A 24,141-nucleotide genomic window follows, 5' to 3' on the forward strand; every position below is an offset into this window, starting at 1 on the left:
CATGGGTGCCTTGACTTCCGGGGCGTCATCCGCTGGGGTGGCGCCCCCTCTTCGTTCCAGCCCCAAAAGAACGCCGCAGCGGGTGCTGCCGGGTTTCCGGCTGACGCTGGGCTACACGGTGCTGTACCTCAGCCTGATCGTGCTGATTCCGATCGCCGCGCTGTTCTTCAAGACCTTCACGCTGACCTGGGAGCAGTTCGTCTTCGCCGTCACGTCGCCGCGCGTCATGGCGTCTTACCGGCTGACGTTTGGCGCGTCGCTGATTGCCGCGCTGGTCAATCTGGTGTTTGGCCTGCTGCTGGCCTGGGTGCTGGTGCGCTACAAGTTTCCGGGCAAGAAAATCGTCGATGCGCTGGTGGATTTGCCGTTTGCGCTGCCCACGGCCGTCGCCGGCATTTCGCTGACGGCGCTGCTGGCCGGCAACGGCTGGCTTGGCCAGTACCTCGAACCCATGGGCATCAAGCTGGCATTCACGCCCGCTGGCGTGGTGATTGCGCTAATTTTCGTCGGCATGCCGTTCGTGGTGCGCACGGTGCAGCCGGTGCTTGAAGATGCCGAAAAAGAGCTTGAGGAAGCCGCCACGGCACTGGGCGCCAACCGCTTGCAGATTTTCACCAAGGTGATCTTTCCGCACATCGCCCCGGCCCTGATGACCGGGTTTGCCATGGCGTTTGCCCGCGCGATTGGCGAATACGGCTCGGTGATCTTCATTGCCGGCAACATGCCGATGATTTCCGAGATCACGCCGCTGATCATCATCGGCAAGCTGGAACAGTACGATTACGCCGGTGCCACGGCCGTGGCGGTGGTGATGCTGGTCATCTCGTTCATCCTGCTGCTGGTCATCAATGCACTGCAGACGTGGCAGCGAAAAACCACCGGAGCCTCGTCATGAGCGGCCCGTCCAATCAGCCCGTTCGCCGCGCCAAGGCCGGCACGACCGAGGCGCCGTGGGTCAGCTACACGCTCATTACCGTGGCGCTGCTGTTTGTGCTGCTGTTTTTGATCCTGCCACTGGCTGCCGTGTTCACCGAGGCGCTGCGCAAGGGTTTTGGCGCTTATCTTGAAGCATTGAAGGAGCCTGACGCCTGGTCGGCCATCCAGCTCACCTTGATTGCCGCCGCCATTTCTGTGCCGCTGAACCTGGTGTTTGGCGTGGCCGCCGCCTGGGCGATTGCCAAGTACGAGTTTCGCGGCAAGTCCTTCCTGACGACGCTGGTCGATTTGCCGTTCTCCGTGTCGCCGGTCGTCGCGGGCCTGATGTACGTGCTGCTGTTCGGCGCGCAGGGCTGGTTCGGGCCGTGGCTGCAGGCGCATGACATCAAGATCATCTTTGCCGTTCCGGGCATCGTGCTGGCGACCGTGTTCGTGACCTTTCCCTTCATCGCGCGCGAGTTGATTCCGCTGATGCAGGCGCAGGGCAACGACGAGGAGCAAGCCGCCATCGTGCTCGGTGCCACCGGTTGGCAGACCTTTTGGCGCGTCACGCTGCCCAATATCAAGTGGGGGCTGATCTACGGCGTGATTCTGTGCAATGCCCGCGCCATGGGCGAATTCGGCGCGGTGTCGGTGGTGTCGGGCCACATTCGCGGACAGACCAACACCTTGCCGCTGCATGTGGAAATCCTCTACAACGAATACCAGTCGGTTGCCGCCTTTGCCGTGGCGTCGCTGCTGGCCATTCTGGCGCTGGTCACGCTGGCCATCAAGTCGGTTGCCGAATGGCGGCACGAGGCTGAAATAAAAGCGGCGGCTGAACTGCCGCCCGAGCGGCCTGTTCTGGTTCCCTCTCCCGCTGGGAGCGGGCCAGGGTGAGGGCTGATCCCGGCTTTTGAACACCGACCCTCACCCCAACCCTCTCCCGAAGGGCGAGGGAGAAAGAAAGAAAAAATCATGGGTATCGAAATACGCAACGTCAGCAAGCAGTTTGGCAACTTCCAGGCCTTGGGTGACGTGAGCCTGGACATTGAAGCCGGCGAACTCGTCGCCTTGCTCGGCCCCTCGGGCTGCGGCAAGACCACGCTGCTGCGCATCATCGCCGGGCTGGAAACGCCCGACCAGGGCAGCATTTTGTTCAGTGGCGAGGACACCACCGACGTGCATGTGCGCGAGCGCGGCGTCGGCTTTGTGTTCCAGCATTACGCGCTGTTCCGGCACATGACGGTGTTCGAGAATGTCGCCTTCGGCCTGCGCGTCAAGCCGCGCAGCCAGCGGCCGAGCGAAGCGCAGATCAAGGAAAAGGTCCATTCGCTGCTCGGCCTGGTGCAGCTCGACTGGCTGGCCGATCGCTTTCCGTCGCAACTCTCCGGCGGCCAGCGCCAGCGCATCGCCCTGGCGCGCGCGCTGGCGGTCGAGCCCAAGGTGCTGCTGCTGGACGAGCCCTTCGGCGCGCTCGACGCCAAGGTGCGCAAGGAGTTGCGCCGCTGGCTGCGCCGCCTGCATGACGACCTGCATGTCACCAGCATTTTTGTCACGCACGACCAGGAAGAAGCGCTGGAAGTTGCCGACCGCGTGGTGCTGATGAACCAGGGCAAGGTCGAGCAGATCGGCTCGCCGCAGCAGGTCTGGGACCATCCGGCGAGCCCGTTCGTTTATGGCTTCCTCGGCGACGTGAACCTGTTTCATGGCCGCGCCCATGAGGGCGAAATCCAGCTCGACGGATTGACACTCGATGCGCCCGAGCACAGCGGCGCGCAAAACGCCAAGGCCTTCGCCTATGTGCGGCCGCACGATTTCGATGTGGCGCGTTATACGCCAGGGGCCGATGGCATCGTCGCCACGCTGGACCGCGCCATTGTCATCGGCCCCATTGCCCGGCTGGAACTGGTTCCGGTTGATTCGGACAAACCGTCGGCCGAATCCCTGATTGAAGTGCAAATGCCTTCGCACCAGTTCAGGGACATGGGCTTGAAAGAGGGCGAAAAGCTGGTGATCACGCCGCGCAAGGCACGCGTGTTCGTCGATGCGGGCGAGGGGATTTGACGGCCAGCACGGTTAACGCGCATGGATTTTGACCGAAAAAATTTTCGGCATCAAATTGGCATTTTACGCAAGCTGCATCTACGCTGGCAGCTATTTATTCAGTAGCAAAAGGCTGTTGAGTCCTTTGAGCCATTCAGGGTCATTGACCATTCCGGCTAGCGTCCGTCGAACGACTTGCCACGACACGCCGAGATTGTTCTTGAGCCAGCCGCACAGCAGGGTATACACGTGCAGGAACTAATCCGGGGCGGTTTCAATGAACCATCGGACAATCCTTGAATCGATCAACCAAGAGGGAATTGAATGTTTTTGACGTATTTCGACACCATGCCGCGCCGCTTGCTCGCACTGACGGCCGCGATGTGTGTGGCGCTGTTGGCTTTTGGGCTTTATCTTCAGCATGGGGTGGGGCTGGAGCCTTGCCCGATGTGCATCGTGCAGCGCTATGCCCTGGTGCTGGTCGCCATCGTTGCAGGCGTGAGCGCCTTGAGCGCCCGGCGGAATTTCCTGATCACCGGTGCCAGCCTGCTGGTGTTGCTGTCGGGGTTTGGCGCTTTGGTTGCGGCGCGGCAGAGTTTTTTGCAGTGGTTCCCGCCTGAAATCGTGTCGTGTGGCCGGGACTTCTACGGAATGATCGAAACCTTTCCGCTCAAGCGCGCGATTCCGATGATTTTCAAGGGCAGTGGTGACTGCACCGCGATTGACTGGACTTTTTTGGGCGGCTCGATTGCCAACTGGTCTTTTGTCTGCTTTTTGCTGATTGCCATGATGGCGCTGACGCTGGTCGTCAGGCAGGCCCGCCAGCGCTGATACGTCTATTTGTTGCCGTTTGTGTCTGTTGCTATTGAAAATATAGCTGTCAGTGCATAGACAGTATGCGCAAACGACTGATTTGACATAAAAAATGCCAGTCAACGCGGCGCTGACTGGCATGGCCTCAAAGTGGCGTCTTTTCTGCACACCCGTGACAGCTTTAGATCACCTTGGCAATCGATGCACAGACGTAGTCGATGTTCTTGCTGTTCAGCGCGGCCACGCACATGCGGCCGGTGTCGGTGCCATAGACGCCAAATTCATTGCGCAGGCGAACCATCTGGTCTTTGGAAAGGCCTGAATAGCTGAACATGCCGATCTGCTTCGTGATGAAGCCCATGTCTTCCTTCACGCCGGCAGCCTTCAGGCCATCGACAAGCTTTTGGCGCATGGCCTTGATGCGCACCCGCATTTCGCCGAGTTCCCTTTCCCACAACGTACGCAGCTCGGGCGTGTTCAGCACGGTGGCGACCACCGTGCCGCCATGGATCGGCGGGTTGCTGTAGTTGGTGCGGATGACGATCTTGAGCTGGCTCAACACGCGGCCGGCTTCTTCCTTGCTCTCGCAGACCACGCTCAGACCGCCGACGCGCTCGCCGTACAGGCTGAAGCTCTTGGAAAAAGAGGTAGAAACGAAAAAGTCGAGGCCGGCAGCGACAAACTTGCCAATGGCAGCGCCGTCTTCTTCAAGACCGTAGCCAAAGCCCTGGTAAGCCATGTCCAGGAACGCCACCAGGTTGTTGGCCTTGACGGCGGCAACGACTTGGTCCCACTGGGCGGCGGTGATGTCGTATCCGGTCGGGTTGTGGCAGCAGGCATGCAGCACAACGACCGTGCCGGCCGGCGCAGCGTTCAGCGCGGCCAGCATGCCGTCGAAGTTGATGCCGCGCGTGGCTGCGTCGTAATACGGGTAGCTTTCAACCGTGAAGCCGGCGTTGGTGAACAGCGCACGGTGGTTTTCCCAGCTCGGGTCACTGATCAGCACCTTGGCATCGGGGTTCAGGCGCTTGAGGAAATCGGCGCCCACTTTCAGGCCGCCGGTTCCGCCAATGCACTGCACCGTGGCGACGCGGCCCGAGGTGACCGGTTCGCTGTCGGCGCCAAACACCAGGCCCTTGACGGCCGAGTCGTAGGCAGCAATGCCGTCGATCGGCAGGTAGCCGCGCGCCTTGGGCGCTTGCATCATCTGTTTTTCAGCAATCTGGACACATTCGAGCAGCGGCAGCTTGCCGTTGTCGTCGTAGTAGACACCCACGCCAAGGTTGACCTTGGCGGGGTTGGTGTCGGCGCCAAATTGCTCGTTCAGGCCCAGGATCGGGTCGCGCGGTGCCATTTCGACGGCGGTAAACAAAGACATGGAATATCCTTAGAAGTGAAAAATGTGCCTTGGACAAGGCGAATGGCGCCGGTTGTGGTCCCGGCAGCGGTCTGATCGTCGGATGGCAGGGATTGCAATTTTCGCCTTTGCCCGAATGTCATAGTGTGTTTAATTGCCCCGGATTTTAACGGGGCCTGATGGGGATTTTTATGCCAGAAATCATGGAAGTCACGGCCGACGCGACGGAGTCCGGCGGCGTGGGCCAGTTCGTTCGTTTTCCGGATTCGCCTTTTGAGCTGTTTCAGCCCTACCTGCCGGCGGGCGACCAGCCGCAGGCCATTGACAAGCTGGTGGACGGCGTGAGGGACGGCGAGGTCTTTCAAACCCTGCTTGGCGTGACCGGCTCGGGCAAGACCTTCACCATGGCCAATGTGATTGCCCGGCTGGGCCGGCCGGCCATTGTGTTTGCGCCGAACAAGACGCTGGCGGCGCAGCTGTACAGCGAATTCCGGGAGTTCTTTCCGAAAAACGCGGTCGAGTATTTCGTCAGCTACTACGACTACTACCAGCCCGAAGCCTATGTGCCGCAGCGCGACCTGTTCATTGAAAAGGACTCGGCCATCAACGAGCACATTGAGCAGATGCGGCTGTCGGCGACCAAAAGCGTGCTGGAGCGGCGCGACACGATCATCGTCGCGACCGTGAGTGCGATCTACGGCATTGGCGCCCCTGAGGATTACACCCAGATGCGATTCATTGCCCGCATTGGCGACAAGATGGGCCAGCGCGACGTGATTGCGCGGCTGATCCGCATGCAGTACAGCCGCAATGACGCTGATTTTTCGCGCGGCACCTTCCGGGTGCGTGGCGATGTGATCGATGTATTTCCGGCCGAGCATTCCGAGCTGGCCATTCGTATTGAACTGTTCGACGACGAAATCGAGACGCTTTCGCTGTTTGATCCGTTGACGGGCCGTATCCGTCAAAAAATACCGCGCTTCGTGGTCTACCCGAAAAGCCATTACGTCACGCCGCGCGACAAGGTAATGATGGCGGTTGAAACCATCAAGCTGGAATTGTCTGAAAGGGTGGGGCAGTTCATTGCCGACGGCAAGCTGATCGAAGCCCAGCGCATCGAGCAGCGCACCCGGTTTGACCTGGAAATGCTGGGCGAGATTGGCCACTGCAAGGGCATCGAGAACTACACCCGCCACCTCAGCGGCGCGCCACCGGGTTCGGCGCCGTCGACGCTGTGCGACTATCTGCCGAAGGACTCGGTGATGTTCCTGGACGAGAGCCACGTCATGATCGGCCAGCTCAACGCCATGTACAACGGCGACCGGGCCCGCAAGACGACGCTGGTCGAATACGGCTTTCGCCTGCCCAGCGCGCTGGACAACCGGCCGCTGAAGTTCCAGGAGTTCGAGACCAAGATGCGGCAGGCGATTTTTGTTTCGGCCACACCGGCGGCTTATGAAAACGAACATGCCGGACAGGTCGTCGAGCAGGTGGTCCGGCCGACCGGGCTGGTCGATCCGCAGGTGGAAGTCCGTCCCGCAACGCATCAGGTCGATGACGTGCTGCAGGAAATCCGCATCCGCGTCGAGATCAACGAACGGGTGCTGATCACCACGCTGACCAAGCGCATGGCCGAGCAACTCACCGACTACCTGAGCGAAAACGGCGTGAAGGTGCGCTACCTGCACAGCGACGTGGAAACGGTCGAGCGGGTCGAGATTTTGCGCGACCTGCGCTTGGGCGCATTCGATGTGCTGGTCGGCATCAACCTGCTGCGCGAGGGGCTTGACATTCCTGAAGTCTCGCTGGTGGCGATTCTGGATGCCGACAAGGAAGGTTTCCTTCGCTCTGAGCGCAGCTTGATCCAGACGATTGGCCGGGCTGCCCGCAACCTGAACGGCAGAGCGATTTTGTATGCCGACCGCGTCACCGACTCAATGAAGATGGCCATGGGGGAAACCGAGCGAAGGCGAAACAAGCAGCTGGCCTTCAATGCCGAGAATGGCATCACGCCACGCAGCATTGTCAAGCGGATCAAGGACCTGATCGACGGTGTATACAGCGAAAAATCAGGCAAGGACGCGCAAAAGCTCGAATTGCAAAGGGCGCTGGTCGAGGACATGAGCGAAAAGGACGTTTCGCGTGAAATCAAGCGACTTGAAAAGCAGATGGTCGAACATGCCAAAAACCTGGAGTTTGAAAAAGCAGCCCGGGTGCGCGACCAGCTGCATGTGCTGAAGGAGCAGGCATTCGGTGCGCCCGGAACCGACAATGTGGTGCCCATTTCCTCGGCTGCCTAAGTGCGCGCTTGCCCGATCGAGTTTTTGGGTGTTGATTTGATTGGGGTTATTCACCTGCGCCAGAGAGCGCCGGCCTGTGAAAAATGACCTTGCGTGGTATACTTGACGAAATTAGTCAGGAACCTGGCAGCACTAAAAAAGCTTCCGTCACCGCCTTGAAGCTGGCAGGAACGTAGAGGGATAGTTCCCTGATAGTCACATGCTTTCGGGGCCAAACGTCAGTCAAGCACATTTGAAGGAGCTTGTTATGCGTCTTACGACCAAAGGCCGCTTTGCGGTCACCGCGATGATTGATCTGGGTCTGCGCCAGAACAATGGCCCGGTCACGCTGGCAGCAATAAGCCAGCGCCAGCAGATATCCCTGTCGTATCTGGAGCAGCTGTTTGGCAAGCTGCGTCGCCACGAACTGGTCGAGTCTACCCGCGGGCCCGGCGGCGGCTACACACTGGGCCGTAAGGCATCCGACATTACCGTTGCCGACATTATCGTGTCGGTGGATGAACCGATTGATGCGACCCAGTGCGGGGGTAAGGAAAATTGCCAGGACGATGGCACTCGATGCATGACACACGACCTATGGTCTTCGTTGAACACGCGCATGGTCGAGTTTCTCGATTCGGTCAGTTTGCAAAAGCTGGTCGATGACCAACTGGCCAAAGGCATGACGGTCGAAAGTACGCCGCAGGTCAAAAAGGCCGTCTTTGCATCGCCCATCGTCAAAACGATGCGCGTGAACGCACCCAATTCGGTATTTGCACTCGGCAATGCTTTTTCCAAATCCTGACGGTTTCGGAACGCATCGCCGCAACGCCATCGTTTATCAAGTCGCCCGCTACTAAAAACAAGAGAGCCTTCCCAATGGAAACCCCACACTTCCCGATTTACATGGACTACAGTTCCACCAACCCTTGCGATCCGCGGGTAGTGGATGCAATGATCCCGTGGTTGCGCGAGCATTTTGGCAATCCTGCATCCCGCAGCCATGCATGGGGCTGGGAAGCTGAAGCCGTGGTGGAGAAATCCCGCGAGCAGGTGGCCGCATTGATCGGTGCTGACCCGCGCGAGATCGTCTGGACCAGCGGCGCCACCGAGTCAAACAACCTGGCACTCAAAGGCGCAGCCCATTTCTACAAGACCAAAGGCAAGCACCTTATCACGGTCAAGACCGAGCACAAGGCGGTGCTCGATACCTGCCGCGAATTGGAGCGTCAGGGTTTTGAGGTCACCTATCTGGATGTTCAGGCCGACGGACTGCTGGACCTTGAGGTGCTCAAGGCAGCGATTCGCCCGGACACCATCATTGTGAGCGTCATGTTCGTCAACAACGAAATTGGCGTGATTCAGGACATGGCTGCCATTGGTACGATCTGCCGCGAAAAAGGCATCATTTTTCACTCGGATGCGGCGCAGGCTACAGGTCGCGTGGACATCGACTTGGCAACTTTGCCGATCGATTTGATGAGCCTGACCTCGCACAAGACCTATGGTCCCAAGGGCATTGGCGCGCTGTATGTTCGTCGCAAGCCGCGTGTGCGCCTTGAAGCGCAAATGCACGGTGGTGGTCACGAGCGTGGCATGCGATCGGGCACCCTGCCGACGCACCAGATTGCCGGCATGGGCGAGGCTTACCGCATTGCCAAGGCCGAGATGCATGAAGAGAACAAGCGCATCCAGATGTTGCATGAACGCATGCTCAATGGTCTGAAGGACGTAGAAGAAGTATTTCTCAATGGCCATGCCGAAAAGCGCGTGCCGCACAACCTGAACATGAGCTTCAATTTCGTCGAAGGCGAGTCGTTGATCATGGGTATCAAGGGCTTGGCGGTATCGAGCGGCTCAGCCTGTACCTCGGCGAGCCTGGAGCCCAGCTATGTGTTGCGTGCCTTGGGCCGTAGCGACGAACTGGCGCACAGCAGCCTTCGCATGACGATTGGCCGCTGGACCACAGAAGAGGAAATTGACTACGCCGTAGCCACCATCAAGGAAAACGTGGCCAAACTGCGCGACCTGTCCCCACTTTGGGAAATGTTCAAGGATGGTGTTGACCTGTCGACCATCCAGTGGGCGGACCATTAATCAAACAGGCATCCAGGTGACTTTGAACCAGCCATCTGCCCGGTAACCAGAATTCAAGGAGTTAATTCAATGGCTTATAGTGAAAAAGTGGTCGACCACTATGAAAATCCCCGGAATGTCGGTTCTTTTGAAAAGGGCGACGAAACCGTAGGCACCGGCATGGTCGGTGCACCGGCTTGCGGCGACGTGATGAAGCTGCAGATCAAGGTAAATCCGGTTACTGGCGTGATCGAGGATGCACGCTTCAAAACCTACGGCTGCGGCTCGGCCATTGCCTCCAGTTCACTCGTGACTGAATGGGTCAAGGGCAAGACGCTGGACCAGGCGGCAAGCATCAAGAACAGTGCCATTGCCGAGGAACTGGCGTTGCCCCCAGTGAAAATTCATTGCTCCATCCTGGCAGAAGACGCCATCAAGGCAGCAGTGAACGATTACAAGAAAAAGCATCTGCCTGCAGCTGTAACTGCACATTGATCAACCATCTGTTAACTTCGAGCGATTCACATGTCCGTTACCCTTACCGACGCAGCCGCCCGCCATGTGACCCGCTATATGAGCAAGCGTGGCAGGGGCGTGGGCGTGCGCCTGGGCGTCAAGACCACTGGGTGTTCAGGCTTGGCTTACAAGTTGGAATACGCCGACGAAATCGCGCCTGAAGATGTCGTGTTCGAAGACAATGGCGTAAAGGTGCTGGTCGATCCCAAAAGCATGGCTTATATCGACGGGACTCAGCTTGATTTTGTTCGCGAAGGCCTTAATGAAGGCTTCAAGTTTATTAATCCCAACGAGCGTGACCGTTGTGGGTGCGGCGAGAGTTTTCGCGTTTGAACGGAAAACAAGCAATATTTTGCACGGCGCAGCATTGCGCATCGATTTTTTCATATGCCGCCTTCACTGACTGTGCCGGCGGCTTTTTCATTCCATGAACCTTCAATCCAACGACTTCGAGCTTTTTGGCGTTTCCATGCAGTTTGCCCAAAACCGGGCGCAACTTGATTCGCGCTGGAAAGAGTTGCAGCGCGAAGTCCATCCTGACAAGTTTGCAGCGCAAGGCCCCGCAGCGCAGCGTCTGGCCATGCAGTGGTCTGTAAGGGTCAATGAGGCGTATCAGCGGCTCAAGGACCCGCTCAAGCGAGCCAGTTATCTGTGCGAACTGCATGGTTCGCCGATCAATGCCGAGAACAACACCACCATGCCGGACGTCTTCCTGATGCAGCAAATGGAATGGCGCGAAGCGTTGGAAGATGCTGACAATATTGAAGATATGGATAAAATTTCAGTTCAGGTTAAGAATGACGCGCATGAGCAGCTATTAAAAATAGAGCAATTACTGGATCAGAAAATGGATTTCCCCGGGGCCGCCCAACAAGTCAGAAGCCTCATGTTTATCGAACGCTTTGCCCGTGAGGTCAATGAGCGCATTGATCTACTGGAACAATAAGACATTCAAGAAACTCAGTAAAGAACAGCGCCATGGCACTTTTGCAATTATCCGAACCTGGCCAGACGCCAGATCCTCACCAGCGGCGCATCGCCATCGGCATTGACCTCGGTACCACCCATTCGCTGGTGGCCAGCGTTCGCAACGGGCTGTCGGAATGCCTGCCCGATGACCAGGGGCGGGTATTGCTGCCAAGTGTCGTGCGTTACCTTGGGGACTTACGGACGCAAATTGGTTTTGATGCCCTTGCGGCACAGGTTGACGACCCGTGCAACACAATCTCTTCGGTCAAGCGGCTGATGGGGCGAGGTATTGACGACATTGACAACCGCCATCAGATGCCTTACCGCTTCATCGACAAGCCGGGTATGGTCACGCTGCAAACCGTAGCCGGCGAAAAAAGTCCGGTCGAAGTCAGTGCCGAAATTTTGGCGTTGCTGCGGCAGCGCGCTGAAGACACTTTTGATGACGAAATCTATGGCGCCGTGATCACCGTGCCCGCCTACTTTGACGATGCCCAGCGCCAAGCAACCAAGGATGCGGCGCAACTGGCCCGATTGAATGTGCTGCGCCTGATTAACGAACCGACTGCCGCAGCCATTGCCTACGGACTAGACAATGCCAGCGAAGGGGTGTATGCAGTTTATGACCTTGGAGGCGGAACGTTTGATATTTCCATCCTGCGCTTGTCTCAGGGGGTGTTCGAAGTGGTCTCAACCGGCGGCGATTCAGCTCTTGGTGGCGATGATTACGATCGCGCACTGGTTGACTGGACCCTGATCAAGGGCGGAGTGGCCGCAGATACGCTGAGCGCATCGGACAAGGCTGTCCTGCAGAAAACAGCTCGGGCCTGCAAAGAAGCGTTCTCCATTGCGTCATCGGTGCCATTTTTCGCCCGTCTGTCGAAAGCATCGATCAATTTTGAAATGAAGGCGGCAGATTTTGAAGCTGTATCAGCACATCTAACTCAGCGTACCCTGACTGCCGTGCGCAAGGCCTTGCGAGATGCTGGCTTGAACCGTGACGAAATCGATGGTGTGGTCATGGTGGGCGGCTCAACCCGCATGCCGCAGGTGCGCAAGGCTGTTGCAAGTTTTTTCGGATGTGAACCGCTGGTCAATCTCAACCCCGACGAAGTGGTGGCGCTCGGTGCGGCCATTTCTGCAAACCAACTGGCGGGGAACAACACGGGTGACGATCTTTTGCTGCTCGATGTGATTCCCCTGTCGCTGGGCATCGAAACCATGGGCGGGCTGGTCGAGCGAATCGTGCCGCGCAACCAGACCATTCCCACAGCCATGGCTCAAGATTTCACCACTTACCAGGACGGCCAGACTGCGCTGGCGCTGCACGTAGTGCAGGGCGAGCGCGACCTGGTAGCAGATTGCCGCAGTCTGGCGCGTTTTGAATTACGCGGCATCCCGCCCATGGTGGCTGGAGCCGCGCGCATTCGTGTGACGTTCACGGTGGATGCCGATGGACTGCTCAGCGTCAATGCCAGGGAACAGGTCAGCGGCGTCGAAGCGCAAATCGACGTCAAGCCTTCCTATGGACTGTCGGACGATGAAATTGCCCGCATGCTGCAGGATAGTTTTGCTACCGCCCAACAAGACATGCGTTCGCGTGCGCTGGTGGAGGCGCAGGTGGATGCAGATCGCATGATCCTGGCAATTCGAAGTGCACTCGACGCAGATGCGGACCTGCTCAGTTCAAGTGAACGTGTGCTGACTGACAGTTTGATGGCTGCGCTCGTCGATGCCCGTGTCAACGGCGATGCCGCTGGCATTGAGAAAGCAACGCAGGCACTTGCAAAAGGCACCGAAGCTTTTGCAGCCCAGCGCATGAATCGCGGCATTCAAAAAGCCTTGGCCGGAAAGAACATTGAGTCGGTCTGAACACGTACCGCTCTTTTATTACCCACAGATCGACACCATGCCCATCATCAAGATTCTTCCCCATCCTGAATACTGTCCACAAGGCGCCGAAATATCCGCGCCTGCAGGTACTTCCATCTGCGAAGCGCTGCTGGACAACAAGATCAATATCGAGCATGCCTGCGACCTGAGCTGCGCCTGCACCACCTGCCATGTCATCGTCCGCGAGGGAATCAGGTCGCTTAATGAGATTGATGAAAGCGAGGAAGACTTGCTCGACCGGGCCTGGGGTCTGGAACCCAATTCACGCCTGAGTTGCCAAGCCTTTCTGGCCCAAGCGGATGTCACCGTGGAAATTCCCAAGTACTCAATTAACCATGCCAAGGAAAACCACTAAATGCGTTCAAGGGGAGAATCCTGACTATGCGCCAAATTGTTCTGGACACTGAAACCACTGGTCTTTCTGCCGAAAACGGTGACCGGATCATTGAAATTGGCTGCGTGGAGCTTGTCGCCCGAAAATTAACCGGCAGCAACAAGCACTTTTATCTCAATCCCGGGCGCGACAGCCATGAAGATGCACTCAAGGTTCACGGCATCAGCAATGAATTCTTGAAAGACAAGCCCAAGTTTTCGGCAGTGGCGGACGAACTCCTTGACTATCTGCAAGGCGCTGAAGTGATCATTCACAATGCACCTTTCGATGTGAGTTTCTTGAATAAGGAACTAGAACTGATCGGCAGGGAGCCCATAATGCATTGGGTATCGAAGGTTACGGACAGCCTGATGATGGCCAAGGAAATGTTCCCAGGCAAGCGAAATTCGCTCAATGCCTTGTGCGACCGCCTTGACGTCGACAATTCAGGACGAACCCTGCATGGAGCCTTGCTGGATGCCGAACTACTTGCGGATGTGTACATTAACCTTACACGTGGTCAAAACAGCTTGATGATGGACATTGGTGGCCCGGTAGATGCTGACAATGACGAGCCTGCGATTAACTTGCGCATTTTTAACCTTTCGGTTCTGTCGGCAACCGCTGAGGAAATGGATGCACACGAAAAATTTTTGGTTATGCTTGACAAGCATAACCGGGGGAAAACTATATGGCGGCTTGAAAGCTGTAAATATTAAACAATGATTAATATCGGTATATAATTGAAGGCTGATCGAAAGGGCGGTTAGCTCAGGGGTAGAGCACTGCATTCACACTGCAGGGGTCGCAAGTTCGAAACTCGCACCGCCCACCAGAAAATACAACAAAATCAAAGACTTGGTTCAGCTAACAAGTCTTTTTTTTCGTTTGAGATATGAAAAGGTTCTCATTCGATGGCGCACGGAACTGGACTCCATGAGTCCATTGATGCCAAATTTTAAATTTTTGACGTAATTTGGCGCCTATTCTGAAAATAGAGAAATTTGACATTCGCTCAAATTGATGCTTTATTCAGGTGTGGCATTCAAGCCAGGAGTTGCTTAAGCAGGGCATTAAATTCATGCGGATGCCATCTCCTTTAATTATGCCGCGCTAAAGTATTCTGCATACCCGCTACCTTATTCACCACCACATCCCAGGCTCAGGGTATGCATCCTGCCAGCCCACCCTTGACCGCTGAAGCCCGACTGCCTGTTTCGCCGTGCAGCACTCATAGTCGACCCAGTGCGCTTGATTGGGTCTGACGGTCGATCGCCCGTTCATTCCGGTGTATCGTGACCGGCGATTCTGGTTTTTTGTGACCGCTAACTCCGGTCGATCGTGACCGATTTTTTGCTTTGACCGCAATCAGCCGCTCCTATTGATCCTTCAGTGTTCCAGGCCGATTGTTGACGCGGTCCATTTCAATCCGCCAGAGCTGGCTCCATTTCAACCACAGGCACCGATGTCCGGATAAGGTGGTCAAAGGCGCTCAATGCTGCCTTGGCACCATCACCGGCTGCAATGATGATCTGCTTGAACGGTACAGTTGTGGCATCACCTGCTGCAAAAACTCCTGGCAACGATGTCTGACCCCTTGCATCGACTACGATCTCACCGTGCTTTGACAACTCAACCGTTCCCTTGAGCCAGTCGGTGTTGGGAATGAGCCCGATCTGGATAAACACGCCTTCGAGTTCAATCTTGTGCAATTCGTCAGTTGAGCGATTCTTGTAAACCAAGCCATTGACTCTCTGGCTGTCGCCGGTGATTTCAGTTGTCTGGGCATGCGTGAACACGGAGACGTTCTTCAGGCTCTGCAATTTTCGCTGCAACACGGCATCGGCGCGGAGCACACTGTCGAATTCGATCAAGGTAACATGCCCGACAATTCCTGCCAGGTCAATGGCTGCCTCGACGCCAGAATTGCCGCCGCCAATGACAGCCACGCGCTTTCCCTTGAACAGGGGGCCGTCGCAGTGCGGGCAATAGGCGACGCCTTTGTTCTTGTATTCATGCTCGCCTGGCACGTTAATGTTTCGCCAGCGTGCGCCGGTAGAAATGATGACTGATCTTGCCTGAAGGGATGCACCGCTTTCAAGCTGAATCTCGATCATGTCCTTGCCCAGGCCTGCATTGGGAACCAGTGCCTTGGCGCGCTGCAGGTTCATGATGTCGACATCATAATCACGGACATGCTGCTCAAGCGCGACTGCAAACTGCGGGCCTTCGGTTTGCTTGATCGAAATGAAATTTTCGATTCCCAGTGTGTCAAGCACCTGGCCACCGAAACGTTCTGAAGCGACACCGGTTCGGATTCCTTTGCGGGCAGCATAGACCGCAGCGGCTGCGCCGGCTGGACCGCCGCCAACGACCAAGACGTCGAATGGCGCCTTGGCAGCGATTTTCTTCGCTTCCCGCTCTATGCCGCTGGTGTCAATCTTGGCCAGAATTTCTTCCAAGCTCATGCGGCCCTGGCTGAACTCGGTGCCATTGAGGAACACGGTCGGTACTGCCATGATCTGGCGTTCCTTCACTTCGTCCTGGAACAGGGCGCCGTCGATCATGGTGTTCGTGAAGCGCGGGTTCTGGATGGCCATCAGGTTGAGTGCCTGCACCACATCGGGACAGCTGTGGCAGGTCAGTGAGACATAAATTTCGAACTTGAATTCTCCATCAAGGGCGCGAATCTGCTCCAGAATTGCTTCGTCAACCTTGGGCGGGTAGCCACCAATTTGAAGCAGCGCCAAGATCAGCGAAGTGAACTCATGGCCCATCGGCAGACCGGCAAAACGCGGCCCGTGGTTTTCGCCGGGGCGATTGATGGAAAACGAGGGTTTGCGGTGGTTGTCGTCCGAGCTTTCGCTGACCTTGACCAGTGGGGAAACGTCGGCGATATCTTTCAGCAGCGACTGCAGATCGCCCGACGCTTTACTATCGTCGAGCGAGGCGACAATTTCGATCGTCTGCGTGGCACGTTCAAGGTAGCTTTTCAATTGGGCTTTAGTGCTGGCGTCAAGCATGGCAGGCTCACTTTCACAAATACGATGAGGAATAAAAAAGCCCGGGTGCAATCGCGCCCGGGCTGTGGCGCTGGCAGGTCCGCTTAGATCTTGCCGACCAGGTCGAACGAAGGCTTCAGGGTTTCGGCACCTTCGTTCCACTTGGCAGGGCAAACTTCACCGGGGTGCGCGGCGATGTATTGGGCAGCCTTAAGGCGACGCAGCAGTTCCTTGGCATCGCGGCCAATGCCGTCTGGATGCACTTCAATGGTCTGGATCCGGCCTTCCGGATTCACGATGAATGTACCGCGTAGGCACAACCCGGCGTCATCTCCTTCTTCGATCAAAACGTCAAAGCCTCTGGCCAGCACCTGTGCCGGATCGCCTACTAATGCGTACTGGACCTTGCTCATTTCCGGGGAACTGTCGTGCCATGCTTTGTGCGTGAAGTGGGTGTCAGTTGACACGCCGTAGATGTTCACGCCCATTTTCTGGAATTCGGCATAGTTGTCAGCCAGATCACCCAATTCGGTGGGGCACACAAAAGTGAATGCCGCTGGGAAGAACACAAACACAGACCATTTGCCTTTGAGATTCTCGTTGCTCACGGGTACGAATTTGCCATTTTGGTAAGCAGTGGCTTTGAATGGAACGACTTCAGCATTGATCAGGGACATGGTTGTTTCCTTTAAAGAATTGAAAATATGTATAAGACGATAGTTTATATCTCATGCAGAAAATAATAAAATAGCTATTTTCTATCGGTTGAATTGCCGCTGGCTATTTTGCGTTCACATGGCTGCCTGCAAATTAGATATCTCAAGTCAGAAACCATATCAAAATATGCTTCTGATAACAAAATAAGTCTCTTGCGCATAACTGCTGTGCACTTGCAGCTATTGAAATGATAGTAGCACGCTGTGTTCATCTTCATGCACAGGTCATTCGCAGCTCAGTACTCCAACCGTTCCGGCTTTATTTCCTGAAGGATAGTTGTCGCAATTTCTTCGATGGATTTGGACGTCGTTGACAGCCAGCGAATGCCTTCGCGCCTCATCATTGCCTCGGCCTCATGAATTTCATGGCGACAGTTGGCCAGGTTGGAGTATGTTGAATTGGGCCGGCGCTCATTGCGTATCTGGCTCAGGCGCTCCGGGGCAATCGTCAGACCAAAGATCTTTTTGCGATGGGGCACCAGCGCTGGCGGCAACTGCCGGCGCTCAAAGTCTTCGGGGATCAAGGGGTAGTTCGACGCTTTCAATCCGTACTGCATGGCTAGGTATAAGGTCGTCGGGGTTTTTCCGCTGCGGCTGACGCCGACCAGGATCACGTCCGAACCTGCCAGGTCCCGATGGCTCTGGCCGTCGTCGTGCGCTAGCGAGAAATTGATCGCCTCGATCCGGTCGTCATAGGCCTTGCTCTTGGAGGCATCCGAAAAGCGGCCAACCCGATGGTTTGACTTGATGCCCAGCTCGCTTTCCAGTGGGGCGACAAACATGCCAAACATGTCCAGCAGCATGCCGTTGCATTGCGCCTTGATGACGGCCAGGATGTCCATGTTCACTAGCGTGGTGAAGACGATAGGCCGCTTGCCTTCCAGGTCGCCGGTGTGATTGATATGCCGAATCGCCTGATGGGCCTTGTCGACGGTGTCGATGAAAGGCAGTCGGACATGGCGAGGATTGATCTCGAACTGCGCCAGTATGGCGTTGCCAAAGGTTTCAGCCGTGATGCCTGTGCCGTCGGAGATGAAAAACACGGTGCGATTGGACATGGTGCTCGATTCAGTCGGATGAAAAGCGAAGGAACGTAGGCCGGGCGGCAGCCCCCTACAATCGGGTCAATTATCCAGTTTATGGTTCTGTGCGTCGAATTAGCCCTTAAAAAGAACAACCAGGTTGAACGCTGCACCGGACCGGTATCGCCGATTTTTAACCTTCCGGAGTATTTTTATGTCCAACCTGTTTGACGCAAACGCCTTGGTTGTGCCGTTTGAAAACCTGAGGATGACCGATGTCGATTCGGTCGGCGGCAAGAACGCCAGCCTGGGCGAAATGATCTCGCAACTGCCCACCGGGCCGCAGGGCGTGCAGGTGCCGACCGGCTTTGCCACCACGGCGCATGCCTTTCGCGAGTTTCTGGCCCATGCCGGACTTGATGAAAAAATCAATGCCACGCTCGACGCCCTTGATACCGAAGATGTGCGGGCGCTGGCCAAAGCCGGTGCACAGATTCGTCAAATGGTCGAGGTGCAACCCTTTCCCCCAGAATTCGAACAAGCCGTGCGGAGCAGCTTTGCCAGCCTGAGCGCAGGCAACCCGCAGGCCAGTTTTGCCGTGCGTTCGTCGGCTACGGCAGAAGACCTGCCGGATGCGTCGTTTGCCGGCCAGCAGGAAACCTTTCTGAACGTGGTCGGTATCGAGGATGTGCTGCACAAGATGAAAGAGGTGTTTGCTTCCCTCTACAACGACCGCGCCATCAGTTACCGTGTCCACCAGGGTTTTGCCCATGCGGATGTAGCCCTTTCGGCCGGCGTGCAGCGCATGGTACGCAGTGACCTGGGCGCTGCCGGGGTCATGTTCACCATCGACACCGAAAGCGGGTTCGAGGACGTGGTGTTCATCACCTCCAGCTACGGTTTGGGCGAAACGGTGGTGCAGGGTGCTGTGAATCCGGACGAGTTTTATGTCCACAAGCCCATGCTCAATGCGGGAAACCGCGCTGTCATACGCCGCAACCTGGGCTCCAAGCTGCTGCAAATGGAATTCACCACGGCGGAAGAGAAAAAAACCGGTGGCAAGCTGGTCAAGACCACCGATGTGCCGATCGAACTGCGCAACCGCTTTTCGTTGACCGATTTTGATGTAGAGCAGCTGGCGCGCTATGCGGTGATCATTGAAAATCATTACGGCCGGCCGATGGACATTGAATGGGGCAAGGATGGCACGGACGGCGAGTTGTATATCTTGCAGGCCCGTCCGGAAACAGTGAAAAGCCAGGCCAAGGGCAAGGCTGAGCAGCGCTACAAGCTCAAGGGAACCGGCACCGTGTTGGCTGAGGGCCGAGCGATCGGCCAGAAAATAGGCACAGGCCCGGTTCGTATCGTGCATGACATCAAGGACATGGACCAGGTTCGTCCGGGCGACGTGCTGGTGACTGACATGACCGACCCGAACTGGGAGCCGGTGATGAAGCGTGCCAGTGCCATTGTGACCAACCGGGGCGGGCGCACCTGTCACGCGGCGATCATCGCGCGCGAACTCGGCATCCCGGCCGTCGTGGGCTGCGGTGACGCCACCGAGCAGCTCAAGGACGGCATGCTGGTGACGGTGAGCTGCGCAGAAGGCGACACCGGTACCATCTACGACGGCTTGCTGGAAACCGAAATCACGGAGGTGCAGCGAGGCGACATGCCACCGATCGGCATCAAGATCATGATGAATGTGGGCAACCCGCAACTGGCCTTTGACTTCTGTCAGATTCCGAATCAGGGTGTGGGCCTGGCGCGGCTTGAGTTCGTGATCAACAACAACATTGGCGTGCATCCGAAGGCAATTCTGGACTATCCGAATGTTGATCCAGACCTGAAAAAAGCGGTGGAAAGCGTAGCGCGCGGCCATGCGTCGCCGCGTGCGTTTTATGTTGACAAGGTGGCTGAAGGCATCGCCACCATCGGCGCGGCGTTCTGGCCCAAGCCGGTCATTGTTCGGCTGTCAGACTTCAAGTCCAATGAATACCGCAAGCTGATCGGTGGCTCGCGCTATGAGCCCGAAGAAGAAAATCCAATGCTGGGTTTTCGCGGCGCGGCACGCTACATCAGCACCGATTTTCGTGAAGCCTTTGCCATGGAATGCGAAGCCCTCCGGCGAGTCCGCAATGACATGGGGCTGACAAATGTCGAGGTCATGGTGCCATTTGTTCGTACGCTGGGACAGGCCAGGGCCGTCACGGAGCTGCTGGCCGAGCATGGCCTCAAACGTGGCGAAAAAGGCCTGCGCATCATCATGATGTGCGAGGTCCCGAGCAATGCAGTATTGGCCGATCAGTTCCTGGAGTTTTTTGACGGTTTTTCCATTGGATCGAACGACCTGACCCAGCTGACGCTGGGTCTGGACCGCGATTCGGGCCTGGAAATTCTGGCCAAGGACTTTGACGAGCGAGACCCCGCCGTCAAGGCGCTGCTCAGCCTTGCTATTTCAGCGTGCAAACGTCAAGGGAAATATGTCGGAATTTGCGGTCAGGGCCCCAGTGACCATGCGGACTTTGCCCAATGGCTCAAGGAGCAGGGGATTGGTTCGATCTCGTTGAATCCTGACACCGTGATCGAGACCTGGAAACGTCTGGCTGATTGATCTTTTCCACCCGCCACACAAGGGAAAAACCTTGGGTGGCCCGGGCAGGCAGTATCAGTCGAGGGCACTTTGCCAGTGGACAATCGCGATGACCTATTCTTACTTCTGCGGCCACCATGTTGACTGTTGTCACTGCCTTCAAACTGATTGCGGAAATTGCGCTTCTTGCGTTGTGCGGCCAATGGCTGCTGGGTTTTCTGTCTGGCGCCGGACGCAGAGGCAATCCTTTTTACGCCTTTCTCCGGTTGGTGGGGCGCCCTTGGATTGAAGTGGCTCGCTGGCTTTCGCCAAGGCTGGTGCTGGATCGCCATCTGCCGCTGGTTGCTTTTTTTCTTTTGCTGCTCGCCTGGGGCGCGGCAAGCATTGCCAAGGTTGGCATCTGCCTGCAGATCGGTGTGAATTTATGCAATTGAGGCGTGTATTCAGTCAGTATCTTGTCTATCTTTTTTTGAAAACGCAGGCACTGGCACTGCTGGCACTGAGCAAACACACGAAGGCACTGTCCCGATTCGACCGGATGCTGGAATTTTTACCGGCAGACCGCTATGCGCTGGCCAGTCGCGCCCATGTACTGGTGCAACTCAACCGGCTGGATGAATCAATCAAGAACCTGCAACAACTCACAAGCATCGCGGGCTCGAAGACGCAACTGGGTGCTGCTTGGTTTAATCTGGCTTATATTCTCCAGCAGAAAGGGCGTCATGACGAGGCCTGTCCAGCTTTTGAGAATGCCGTCGGACATTGTCCTGGCATGGACCAGGCCTGGTACGGCCTTGGACTGGTGTTGATCGGGCAGGGCAAGCTGCATGAAGCCAGGAGTGCGCTGAAACAGGCAACGACTCTACAGCCCATGGCCCCCCATGGTTGGTATCGGCTGGCACACGTTGAACTCGCTCTGGGGTCGCCTGAAGATGCCCTTCGGCTCCTTGAACATCTTCGACAGTTTGAACCGAAGGTGGGAGCGCAACTCGAACAAGATATTGATCAGTATGTTCCTTGGTCAAATCGTTAGCCAAATGGACTGACGAATGACCATGCCTGCTGAATTGCACCGTCGCTACTGGCGAAAAACTCTTCTGGTGACATCCGTGCTGTTGCTCGTCTGGTTCATCACCACCTTTGGTGTCGTTTACTTTGCGCGTTTTCTGAACTTTACCTTTTTTGGCTGGCCATTCAGTTTCTGGATGGGGGCGCAAGGTTCCTTGCTGATCTATTGCCTGGTGGTTGGTTTTTATGCCTGGTACATGAACAAGCTTGATGCCCAACTCGGCCTTGAGAGCAAGGGCGACTGAACGTGACGGGCTTCTCGGGTCACCGTGAAAGATTTTCGTTTTTTAAAAAGGGCTTTAAATCCCAACTGGATCGCATCTATCTATGGTTCACGCTCGGCGTGGTCATTTACCTATTACTGCTGGGGGGGCTTGAACGCCTGGGCATGCCGCGCTCCTGGATCGGCCTGATTTTCCTGTTGTCAACCATTGCTCTGTATGCCGGCATTGGCATGCTGACCCGAACCACCGATGCCACCGAATACTACGTGGCCGGCCGACGTGTCCCGGCCATGTACAACGGCATGGCAATAGGCGCCGACTGGATGTCAGCGGCTTCCTTCCTGGGGCTGGCAGGAACCCTTTACCTGACAGGCTATAGCGGGCTGGCATTCATCATGGGATGGACGGGCGGCTATTGCCTGGTGGCGCTGGTGCTGGCCCCCTACCTGCGCAAGTTTGGGCAGTTCACGATTCCGGATTTTCTCGGAGAGCGTTATGGTGGCCATCTGCCAAGGTTCATAGGTCTGGCCGCAGCCATGCTCTGCTCGTTCACTTACTTGGTTGCACAGATTTACGGCGTGGGGCTGATCACCGCCTATCTCACCGGCATTGCGTTTGAATTGGGCATCTTTCTTGGGGTAGGCGGCATTCTGGTCTGTTCATTTTTGGGGGGAATGCGCGCGGTGACATGGACGCAGGTGGCGCAATACATCATTTTGCTGATTGCCTACCTGATTCCGGTGGTCTGGCTGTCGGTCAAGCAGACGGGTATTCCGGTTCCCCAGGCAATTTATGGCTATCAACTCGAAAAAGTGACGGCCAAGGAAAAGGAACTGGCCACTGATTCCAAGGAACTGGAGGTTCGCGCCATTTTCAGCCAGCGCGCAGAAGCGCTGGCTGAAAAGATTAAGGATCCAGCGCGAGCCATGGCTGCCGACAGACTGGTGGCCACCCAAAGGTTGGCTGCGCTCAAGGCCGGCAACGCATCGGTGGCTGATATTTCTACGGCGGGTAAGGCATTGGCGGCTCTGCCGAAGGACGAGGGAACGGCGCTTCAAGAATGGTCTGCTTCCAAAGCAGCGGATGAAATTAAAAGCCAGCCTTTGAACGGTATGCCTGCCCATGCAGCGCAGTTCCTGGGGAATCCCGAGGGCACGCCGCAGGAAAAAGCCCTTTACAACCTGTCAAGACGCAACTTCCTGGCCTTGGTTTTTTGCCTGATGGTCGGGACATCGGCCTTGCCGCACATCCTGATGCGCTATTACACCGTACCCAGTGTTGGAGAGGCGCGCCAATCGGTGACCTGGTCCCTGTTCTTCGTTTTTCTTCTGTACTGCACCGCACCTGCACTGGCCGTACTGGTGAAGTACGAAATTTTTACCGTGCTGGTTGGAACGCCGTTTGACCAGTTGCCTGCATGGGTTCAAGAGTGGAACAAGGTTGATCCGGCGCTGCTATCTGTGGTCGATGTGAACCGTGACAATCTACTGCAACTCAACGAGATGACGATAGGCGGCGACATTGTGGTGCTGCTCACGCCTGAACTGGCCGGGTTGCCTTATGTTATTTCAGCACTGGTTGCAGCCGGTGGACTGGCCGCTGCGCTGTCGACAGCGGATGGACTGCTGTTGGTCATTGCCAATGCGTTGGGGCATGACCTCTACTACAAGATGATCGACCCGAATGCCTCGACCGTCAGCCGCGTCACGTTGTCCAAAATATTGCTGCTGGTGATGGCTCTGCTCGCTGCCTATGTGGCGGCCCAGAAGCCTGCCGATATCCTGTTTTTGGTATCGGCGGCTTTTTCGTTTGCCGCAGCTTCCTTTTTTCCAGCCCTGAGCATCGGTATTTTCTGGAAACGCGCGACCGGCACGGCAGCGACGATGGGAATGATTGCGGGTCTGAGCGTCACGAGCTACTACATGGTGGTCAATCAACCCTGGTTGCGCGCCACCTTTGGCATCAGTTCTCCGGTTCAGCTCTGGTGGGGAATCGACCCCATATCGGCCGGTCTATTTGGCGTACCGGTTGGTTTTGTCGTGATCATTCTGCTCAGCTTGGTCACCAAGCCGCCCCCTCAGGATATTCAGGCACTCGTTGACTACATTCGCTACCCCGATTTGAAAGTTCATGACCGGTCATTTGCCGCATCAGCAGACCGTCAAGACAAGGCAGCACCGAAGCAAATGCCCGACGGGCTATAATCATGGGCTTCGCCTTGCTGCACTCAATACCATTCAGGTTCGACGCTGAGGCAGCTTCAATCAACCAAAAGGAGA

Annotated in this window: 22 protein-coding genes and 1 tRNA gene; 19 read left to right on the plus strand and 4 right to left on the minus strand. The window is 56.5% G+C overall.

Annotation, left to right across the window (positions count from 1 at the left end; all coding sequences use genetic code 11):
- The first annotated feature begins 1 nt into the window (after position 1).
- The 4 genes from cysT to IWX85_RS03505 all read left to right on the plus strand — a co-directional run bounded on the left by cysT (position 2) and on the right by IWX85_RS03505 (position 3,792).
- On the plus strand, positions 2-895 hold the full coding sequence (gene cysT, locus IWX85_RS03490; protein ID WP_196868772.1) for a sulfate ABC transporter permease subunit CysT: 894 nt from the start codon (positions 2-4) through the stop codon (positions 893-895).
- Complete coding sequence (cysW, locus tag IWX85_RS03495; RefSeq protein ID WP_196868773.1) at positions 892-1,815, plus strand: sulfate ABC transporter permease subunit CysW; 924 nt, start codon at positions 892-894, stop codon at positions 1,813-1,815. Before cysT ends, cysW begins: the two co-directional genes overlap by 4 nt.
- Positions 1,816-1,893: 78 nt before the next feature.
- Positions 1,894-2,982, plus strand: a complete 1,089-nt coding sequence (locus tag IWX85_RS03500; protein WP_036811241.1) for a sulfate/molybdate ABC transporter ATP-binding protein — start codon at positions 1,894-1,896, stop codon at positions 2,980-2,982.
- A gap of 303 nt (positions 2,983-3,285) precedes the next feature.
- Positions 3,286-3,792 carry a disulfide bond formation protein B gene (locus tag IWX85_RS03505; RefSeq protein WP_036811248.1) on the plus strand — a complete coding sequence of 169 codons (507 nt, stop codon included), beginning with the start codon at positions 3,286-3,288 and terminating at the stop codon, positions 3,790-3,792.
- 163 nt (positions 3,793-3,955) lie between these two features.
- Here the strand turns inward: IWX85_RS03505 and IWX85_RS03510 are convergent, their stop codons facing one another.
- Positions 3,956-5,152 (minus strand): amino acid aminotransferase, encoded by a 1,197-nt coding sequence (locus tag IWX85_RS03510; RefSeq protein WP_196868774.1) that lies wholly within the window; start codon positions 5,150-5,152, stop codon positions 3,956-3,958.
- A 170-nt stretch (positions 5,153-5,322) separates the two neighbouring features.
- Between IWX85_RS03510 and uvrB the strand changes: the two genes are divergently transcribed.
- The 10 genes from uvrB (at position 5,323) to IWX85_RS03560 (ending at position 14,072) form a co-directional block, all read left to right on the plus strand.
- Complete coding sequence (gene uvrB, locus IWX85_RS03515) at positions 5,323-7,431, plus strand: excinuclease ABC subunit UvrB (RefSeq protein ID WP_196868775.1); 2,109 nt, start codon at positions 5,323-5,325, stop codon at positions 7,429-7,431.
- Between the two features lie 247 nt (positions 7,432-7,678).
- On the plus strand, positions 7,679-8,215 hold the full coding sequence (iscR, locus tag IWX85_RS03520; RefSeq protein ID WP_196868776.1) for a Fe-S cluster assembly transcriptional regulator IscR: 537 nt from the start codon (positions 7,679-7,681) through the stop codon (positions 8,213-8,215).
- Positions 8,216-8,289: 74 nt separating this feature from the next.
- Entirely contained in the window at positions 8,290-9,507 is a 1,218-nt protein-coding gene (locus IWX85_RS03525) for an IscS subfamily cysteine desulfurase (RefSeq protein ID WP_036811258.1), read from the plus strand.
- A gap of 69 nt (positions 9,508-9,576) precedes the next feature.
- Positions 9,577-9,981 carry a Fe-S cluster assembly scaffold IscU gene (gene iscU, locus IWX85_RS03530; RefSeq protein ID WP_036811262.1) on the plus strand — a complete coding sequence of 135 codons (405 nt, stop codon included), beginning with the start codon at positions 9,577-9,579 and terminating at the stop codon, positions 9,979-9,981.
- Positions 9,982-10,011: 30 nt separating this feature from the next.
- The gene (iscA, locus tag IWX85_RS03535; RefSeq protein ID WP_036811265.1) at positions 10,012-10,335 is read left to right on the plus strand and encodes an iron-sulfur cluster assembly protein IscA; all 324 of its coding nucleotides are present in this window, start codon (positions 10,012-10,014) and stop codon (positions 10,333-10,335) included.
- Positions 10,336-10,429: 94 nt separating this feature from the next.
- Complete coding sequence (gene hscB, locus IWX85_RS03540; RefSeq protein WP_196868777.1) at positions 10,430-10,948, plus strand: Fe-S protein assembly co-chaperone HscB; 519 nt, start codon at positions 10,430-10,432, stop codon at positions 10,946-10,948.
- A gap of 32 nt (positions 10,949-10,980) precedes the next feature.
- On the plus strand, positions 10,981-12,843 hold the full coding sequence (hscA, locus tag IWX85_RS03545; protein WP_196868778.1) for a Fe-S protein assembly chaperone HscA: 1,863 nt from the start codon (positions 10,981-10,983) through the stop codon (positions 12,841-12,843).
- A 37-nt stretch (positions 12,844-12,880) separates the two neighbouring features.
- A complete protein-coding gene (gene fdx, locus IWX85_RS03550; protein ID WP_196868779.1) occupies positions 12,881-13,219 on the plus strand; it encodes an ISC system 2Fe-2S type ferredoxin in 339 nt (112 codons plus the stop codon).
- 26 nt (positions 13,220-13,245) lie between these two features.
- Positions 13,246-13,956 (plus strand): DNA polymerase III subunit epsilon, encoded by a 711-nt coding sequence (gene dnaQ, locus IWX85_RS03555; RefSeq protein ID WP_196868780.1) that lies wholly within the window; start codon positions 13,246-13,248, stop codon positions 13,954-13,956.
- A gap of 41 nt (positions 13,957-13,997) precedes the next feature.
- Positions 13,998-14,072, plus strand: a tRNA-Val gene (locus IWX85_RS03560).
- Positions 14,073-14,661: 589 nt separating this feature from the next.
- Here IWX85_RS03560 and ahpF read toward each other — a convergent pair.
- From ahpF to IWX85_RS03575, 3 genes are all read right to left on the minus strand, one after another.
- Positions 14,662-16,260 (minus strand): alkyl hydroperoxide reductase subunit F, encoded by a 1,599-nt coding sequence (ahpF, locus tag IWX85_RS03565; RefSeq protein WP_196868886.1) that lies wholly within the window; start codon positions 16,258-16,260, stop codon positions 14,662-14,664.
- 83 nt (positions 16,261-16,343) lie between these two features.
- The gene (gene ahpC / locus IWX85_RS03570; RefSeq protein WP_036811281.1) at positions 16,344-16,916 is read right to left on the minus strand and encodes an alkyl hydroperoxide reductase subunit C; all 573 of its coding nucleotides are present in this window, start codon (positions 16,914-16,916) and stop codon (positions 16,344-16,346) included.
- 275 nt (positions 16,917-17,191) lie between these two features.
- Positions 17,192-18,013, minus strand: coding sequence for a pyruvate, water dikinase regulatory protein (locus tag IWX85_RS03575; RefSeq protein WP_036811284.1), 822 nt, complete (start codon positions 18,011-18,013; stop codon positions 17,192-17,194).
- A 178-nt stretch (positions 18,014-18,191) separates the two neighbouring features.
- Here IWX85_RS03575 and ppsA point away from each other — a divergent pair, with 178 nt between their 5' ends.
- The 5 genes from ppsA to IWX85_RS03600 all read left to right on the plus strand — a co-directional run bounded on the left by ppsA (position 18,192) and on the right by IWX85_RS03600 (position 24,066).
- Positions 18,192-20,591, plus strand: a complete 2,400-nt coding sequence (ppsA, locus tag IWX85_RS03580; RefSeq protein WP_196868781.1) for a phosphoenolpyruvate synthase — start codon at positions 18,192-18,194, stop codon at positions 20,589-20,591.
- Between the two features lie 116 nt (positions 20,592-20,707).
- On the plus strand, positions 20,708-21,004 hold the full coding sequence (locus IWX85_RS03585) for a hypothetical protein (RefSeq protein ID WP_196868782.1): 297 nt from the start codon (positions 20,708-20,710) through the stop codon (positions 21,002-21,004).
- The gene (locus IWX85_RS03590; protein WP_196868783.1) at positions 20,995-21,603 is read left to right on the plus strand and encodes a tetratricopeptide repeat protein; all 609 of its coding nucleotides are present in this window, start codon (positions 20,995-20,997) and stop codon (positions 21,601-21,603) included. Before IWX85_RS03585 ends, IWX85_RS03590 begins: the two co-directional genes overlap by 10 nt.
- Before the next feature lie 16 nt (positions 21,604-21,619).
- Positions 21,620-21,883 carry a DUF4212 domain-containing protein gene (locus IWX85_RS03595; RefSeq protein WP_036811293.1) on the plus strand — a complete coding sequence of 88 codons (264 nt, stop codon included), beginning with the start codon at positions 21,620-21,622 and terminating at the stop codon, positions 21,881-21,883.
- Positions 21,884-21,885: 2 nt separating this feature from the next.
- Positions 21,886-24,066, plus strand: coding sequence for a sodium:solute symporter family protein (locus IWX85_RS03600; RefSeq protein ID WP_196868784.1), 2,181 nt, complete (start codon positions 21,886-21,888; stop codon positions 24,064-24,066).
- Positions 24,067-24,141: the final 75 nt, after the last annotated feature.

The sequence above is a fragment of the Polaromonas sp. CG_9.11 genome (genome assembly GCF_015752225.1).
Taxonomy (GTDB): Bacteria; Pseudomonadota; Gammaproteobacteria; order Burkholderiales; family Burkholderiaceae_C; genus Polaromonas.

What these genes read in the sequence shown, in the direction of transcription:
- IWX85_RS03505 (WP_036811248.1), top strand. Translation starts at nt 3,286, where the DNA reads ATGTTTTTGACGTATTTCGACACCATGCCGCGCCGCTTGCTCGCACTG.
- cysT (WP_196868772.1), top strand. Translation starts at nt 2, where the DNA reads ATGGGTGCCTTGACTTCCGGGGCGTCATCCGCTGGGGTGGCGCCCCCT.
- iscU (WP_036811262.1), top strand. Translation starts at nt 9,577, where the DNA reads ATGGCTTATAGTGAAAAAGTGGTCGACCACTATGAAAATCCCCGGAAT.
- ahpC (WP_036811281.1), bottom strand. Translation starts at nt 16,916, where the DNA reads ATGTCCCTGATCAATGCTGAAGTCGTTCCATTCAAAGCCACTGCTTAC.
- cysW (WP_196868773.1), top strand. Translation starts at nt 892, where the DNA reads ATGAGCGGCCCGTCCAATCAGCCCGTTCGCCGCGCCAAGGCCGGCACG.
- hscB (WP_196868777.1), top strand. Translation starts at nt 10,430, where the DNA reads ATGAACCTTCAATCCAACGACTTCGAGCTTTTTGGCGTTTCCATGCAG.
- dnaQ (WP_196868780.1), top strand. Translation starts at nt 13,246, where the DNA reads ATGCGCCAAATTGTTCTGGACACTGAAACCACTGGTCTTTCTGCCGAA.
- IWX85_RS03595 (WP_036811293.1), top strand. Translation starts at nt 21,620, where the DNA reads ATGACCATGCCTGCTGAATTGCACCGTCGCTACTGGCGAAAAACTCTT.
- IWX85_RS03590 (WP_196868783.1), top strand. Translation starts at nt 20,995, where the DNA reads ATGCAATTGAGGCGTGTATTCAGTCAGTATCTTGTCTATCTTTTTTTG.
- ahpF (WP_196868886.1), bottom strand. Translation starts at nt 16,260, where the DNA reads ATGCTTGACGCCAGCACTAAAGCCCAATTGAAAAGCTACCTTGAACGT.
- iscR (WP_196868776.1), top strand. Translation starts at nt 7,679, where the DNA reads ATGCGTCTTACGACCAAAGGCCGCTTTGCGGTCACCGCGATGATTGAT.
- iscA (WP_036811265.1), top strand. Translation starts at nt 10,012, where the DNA reads ATGTCCGTTACCCTTACCGACGCAGCCGCCCGCCATGTGACCCGCTAT.
- IWX85_RS03525 (WP_036811258.1), top strand. Translation starts at nt 8,290, where the DNA reads ATGGAAACCCCACACTTCCCGATTTACATGGACTACAGTTCCACCAAC.
- IWX85_RS03575 (WP_036811284.1), bottom strand. Translation starts at nt 18,013, where the DNA reads ATGTCCAATCGCACCGTGTTTTTCATCTCCGACGGCACAGGCATCACG.
- fdx (WP_196868779.1), top strand. Translation starts at nt 12,881, where the DNA reads ATGCCCATCATCAAGATTCTTCCCCATCCTGAATACTGTCCACAAGGC.
- IWX85_RS03500 (WP_036811241.1), top strand. Translation starts at nt 1,894, where the DNA reads ATGGGTATCGAAATACGCAACGTCAGCAAGCAGTTTGGCAACTTCCAG.
- hscA (WP_196868778.1), top strand. Translation starts at nt 10,981, where the DNA reads ATGGCACTTTTGCAATTATCCGAACCTGGCCAGACGCCAGATCCTCAC.
- uvrB (WP_196868775.1), top strand. Translation starts at nt 5,323, where the DNA reads ATGCCAGAAATCATGGAAGTCACGGCCGACGCGACGGAGTCCGGCGGC.
- ppsA (WP_196868781.1), top strand. Translation starts at nt 18,192, where the DNA reads ATGTCCAACCTGTTTGACGCAAACGCCTTGGTTGTGCCGTTTGAAAAC.
- IWX85_RS03585 (WP_196868782.1), top strand. Translation starts at nt 20,708, where the DNA reads ATGTTGACTGTTGTCACTGCCTTCAAACTGATTGCGGAAATTGCGCTT.
- IWX85_RS03510 (WP_196868774.1), bottom strand. Translation starts at nt 5,152, where the DNA reads ATGTCTTTGTTTACCGCCGTCGAAATGGCACCGCGCGACCCGATCCTG.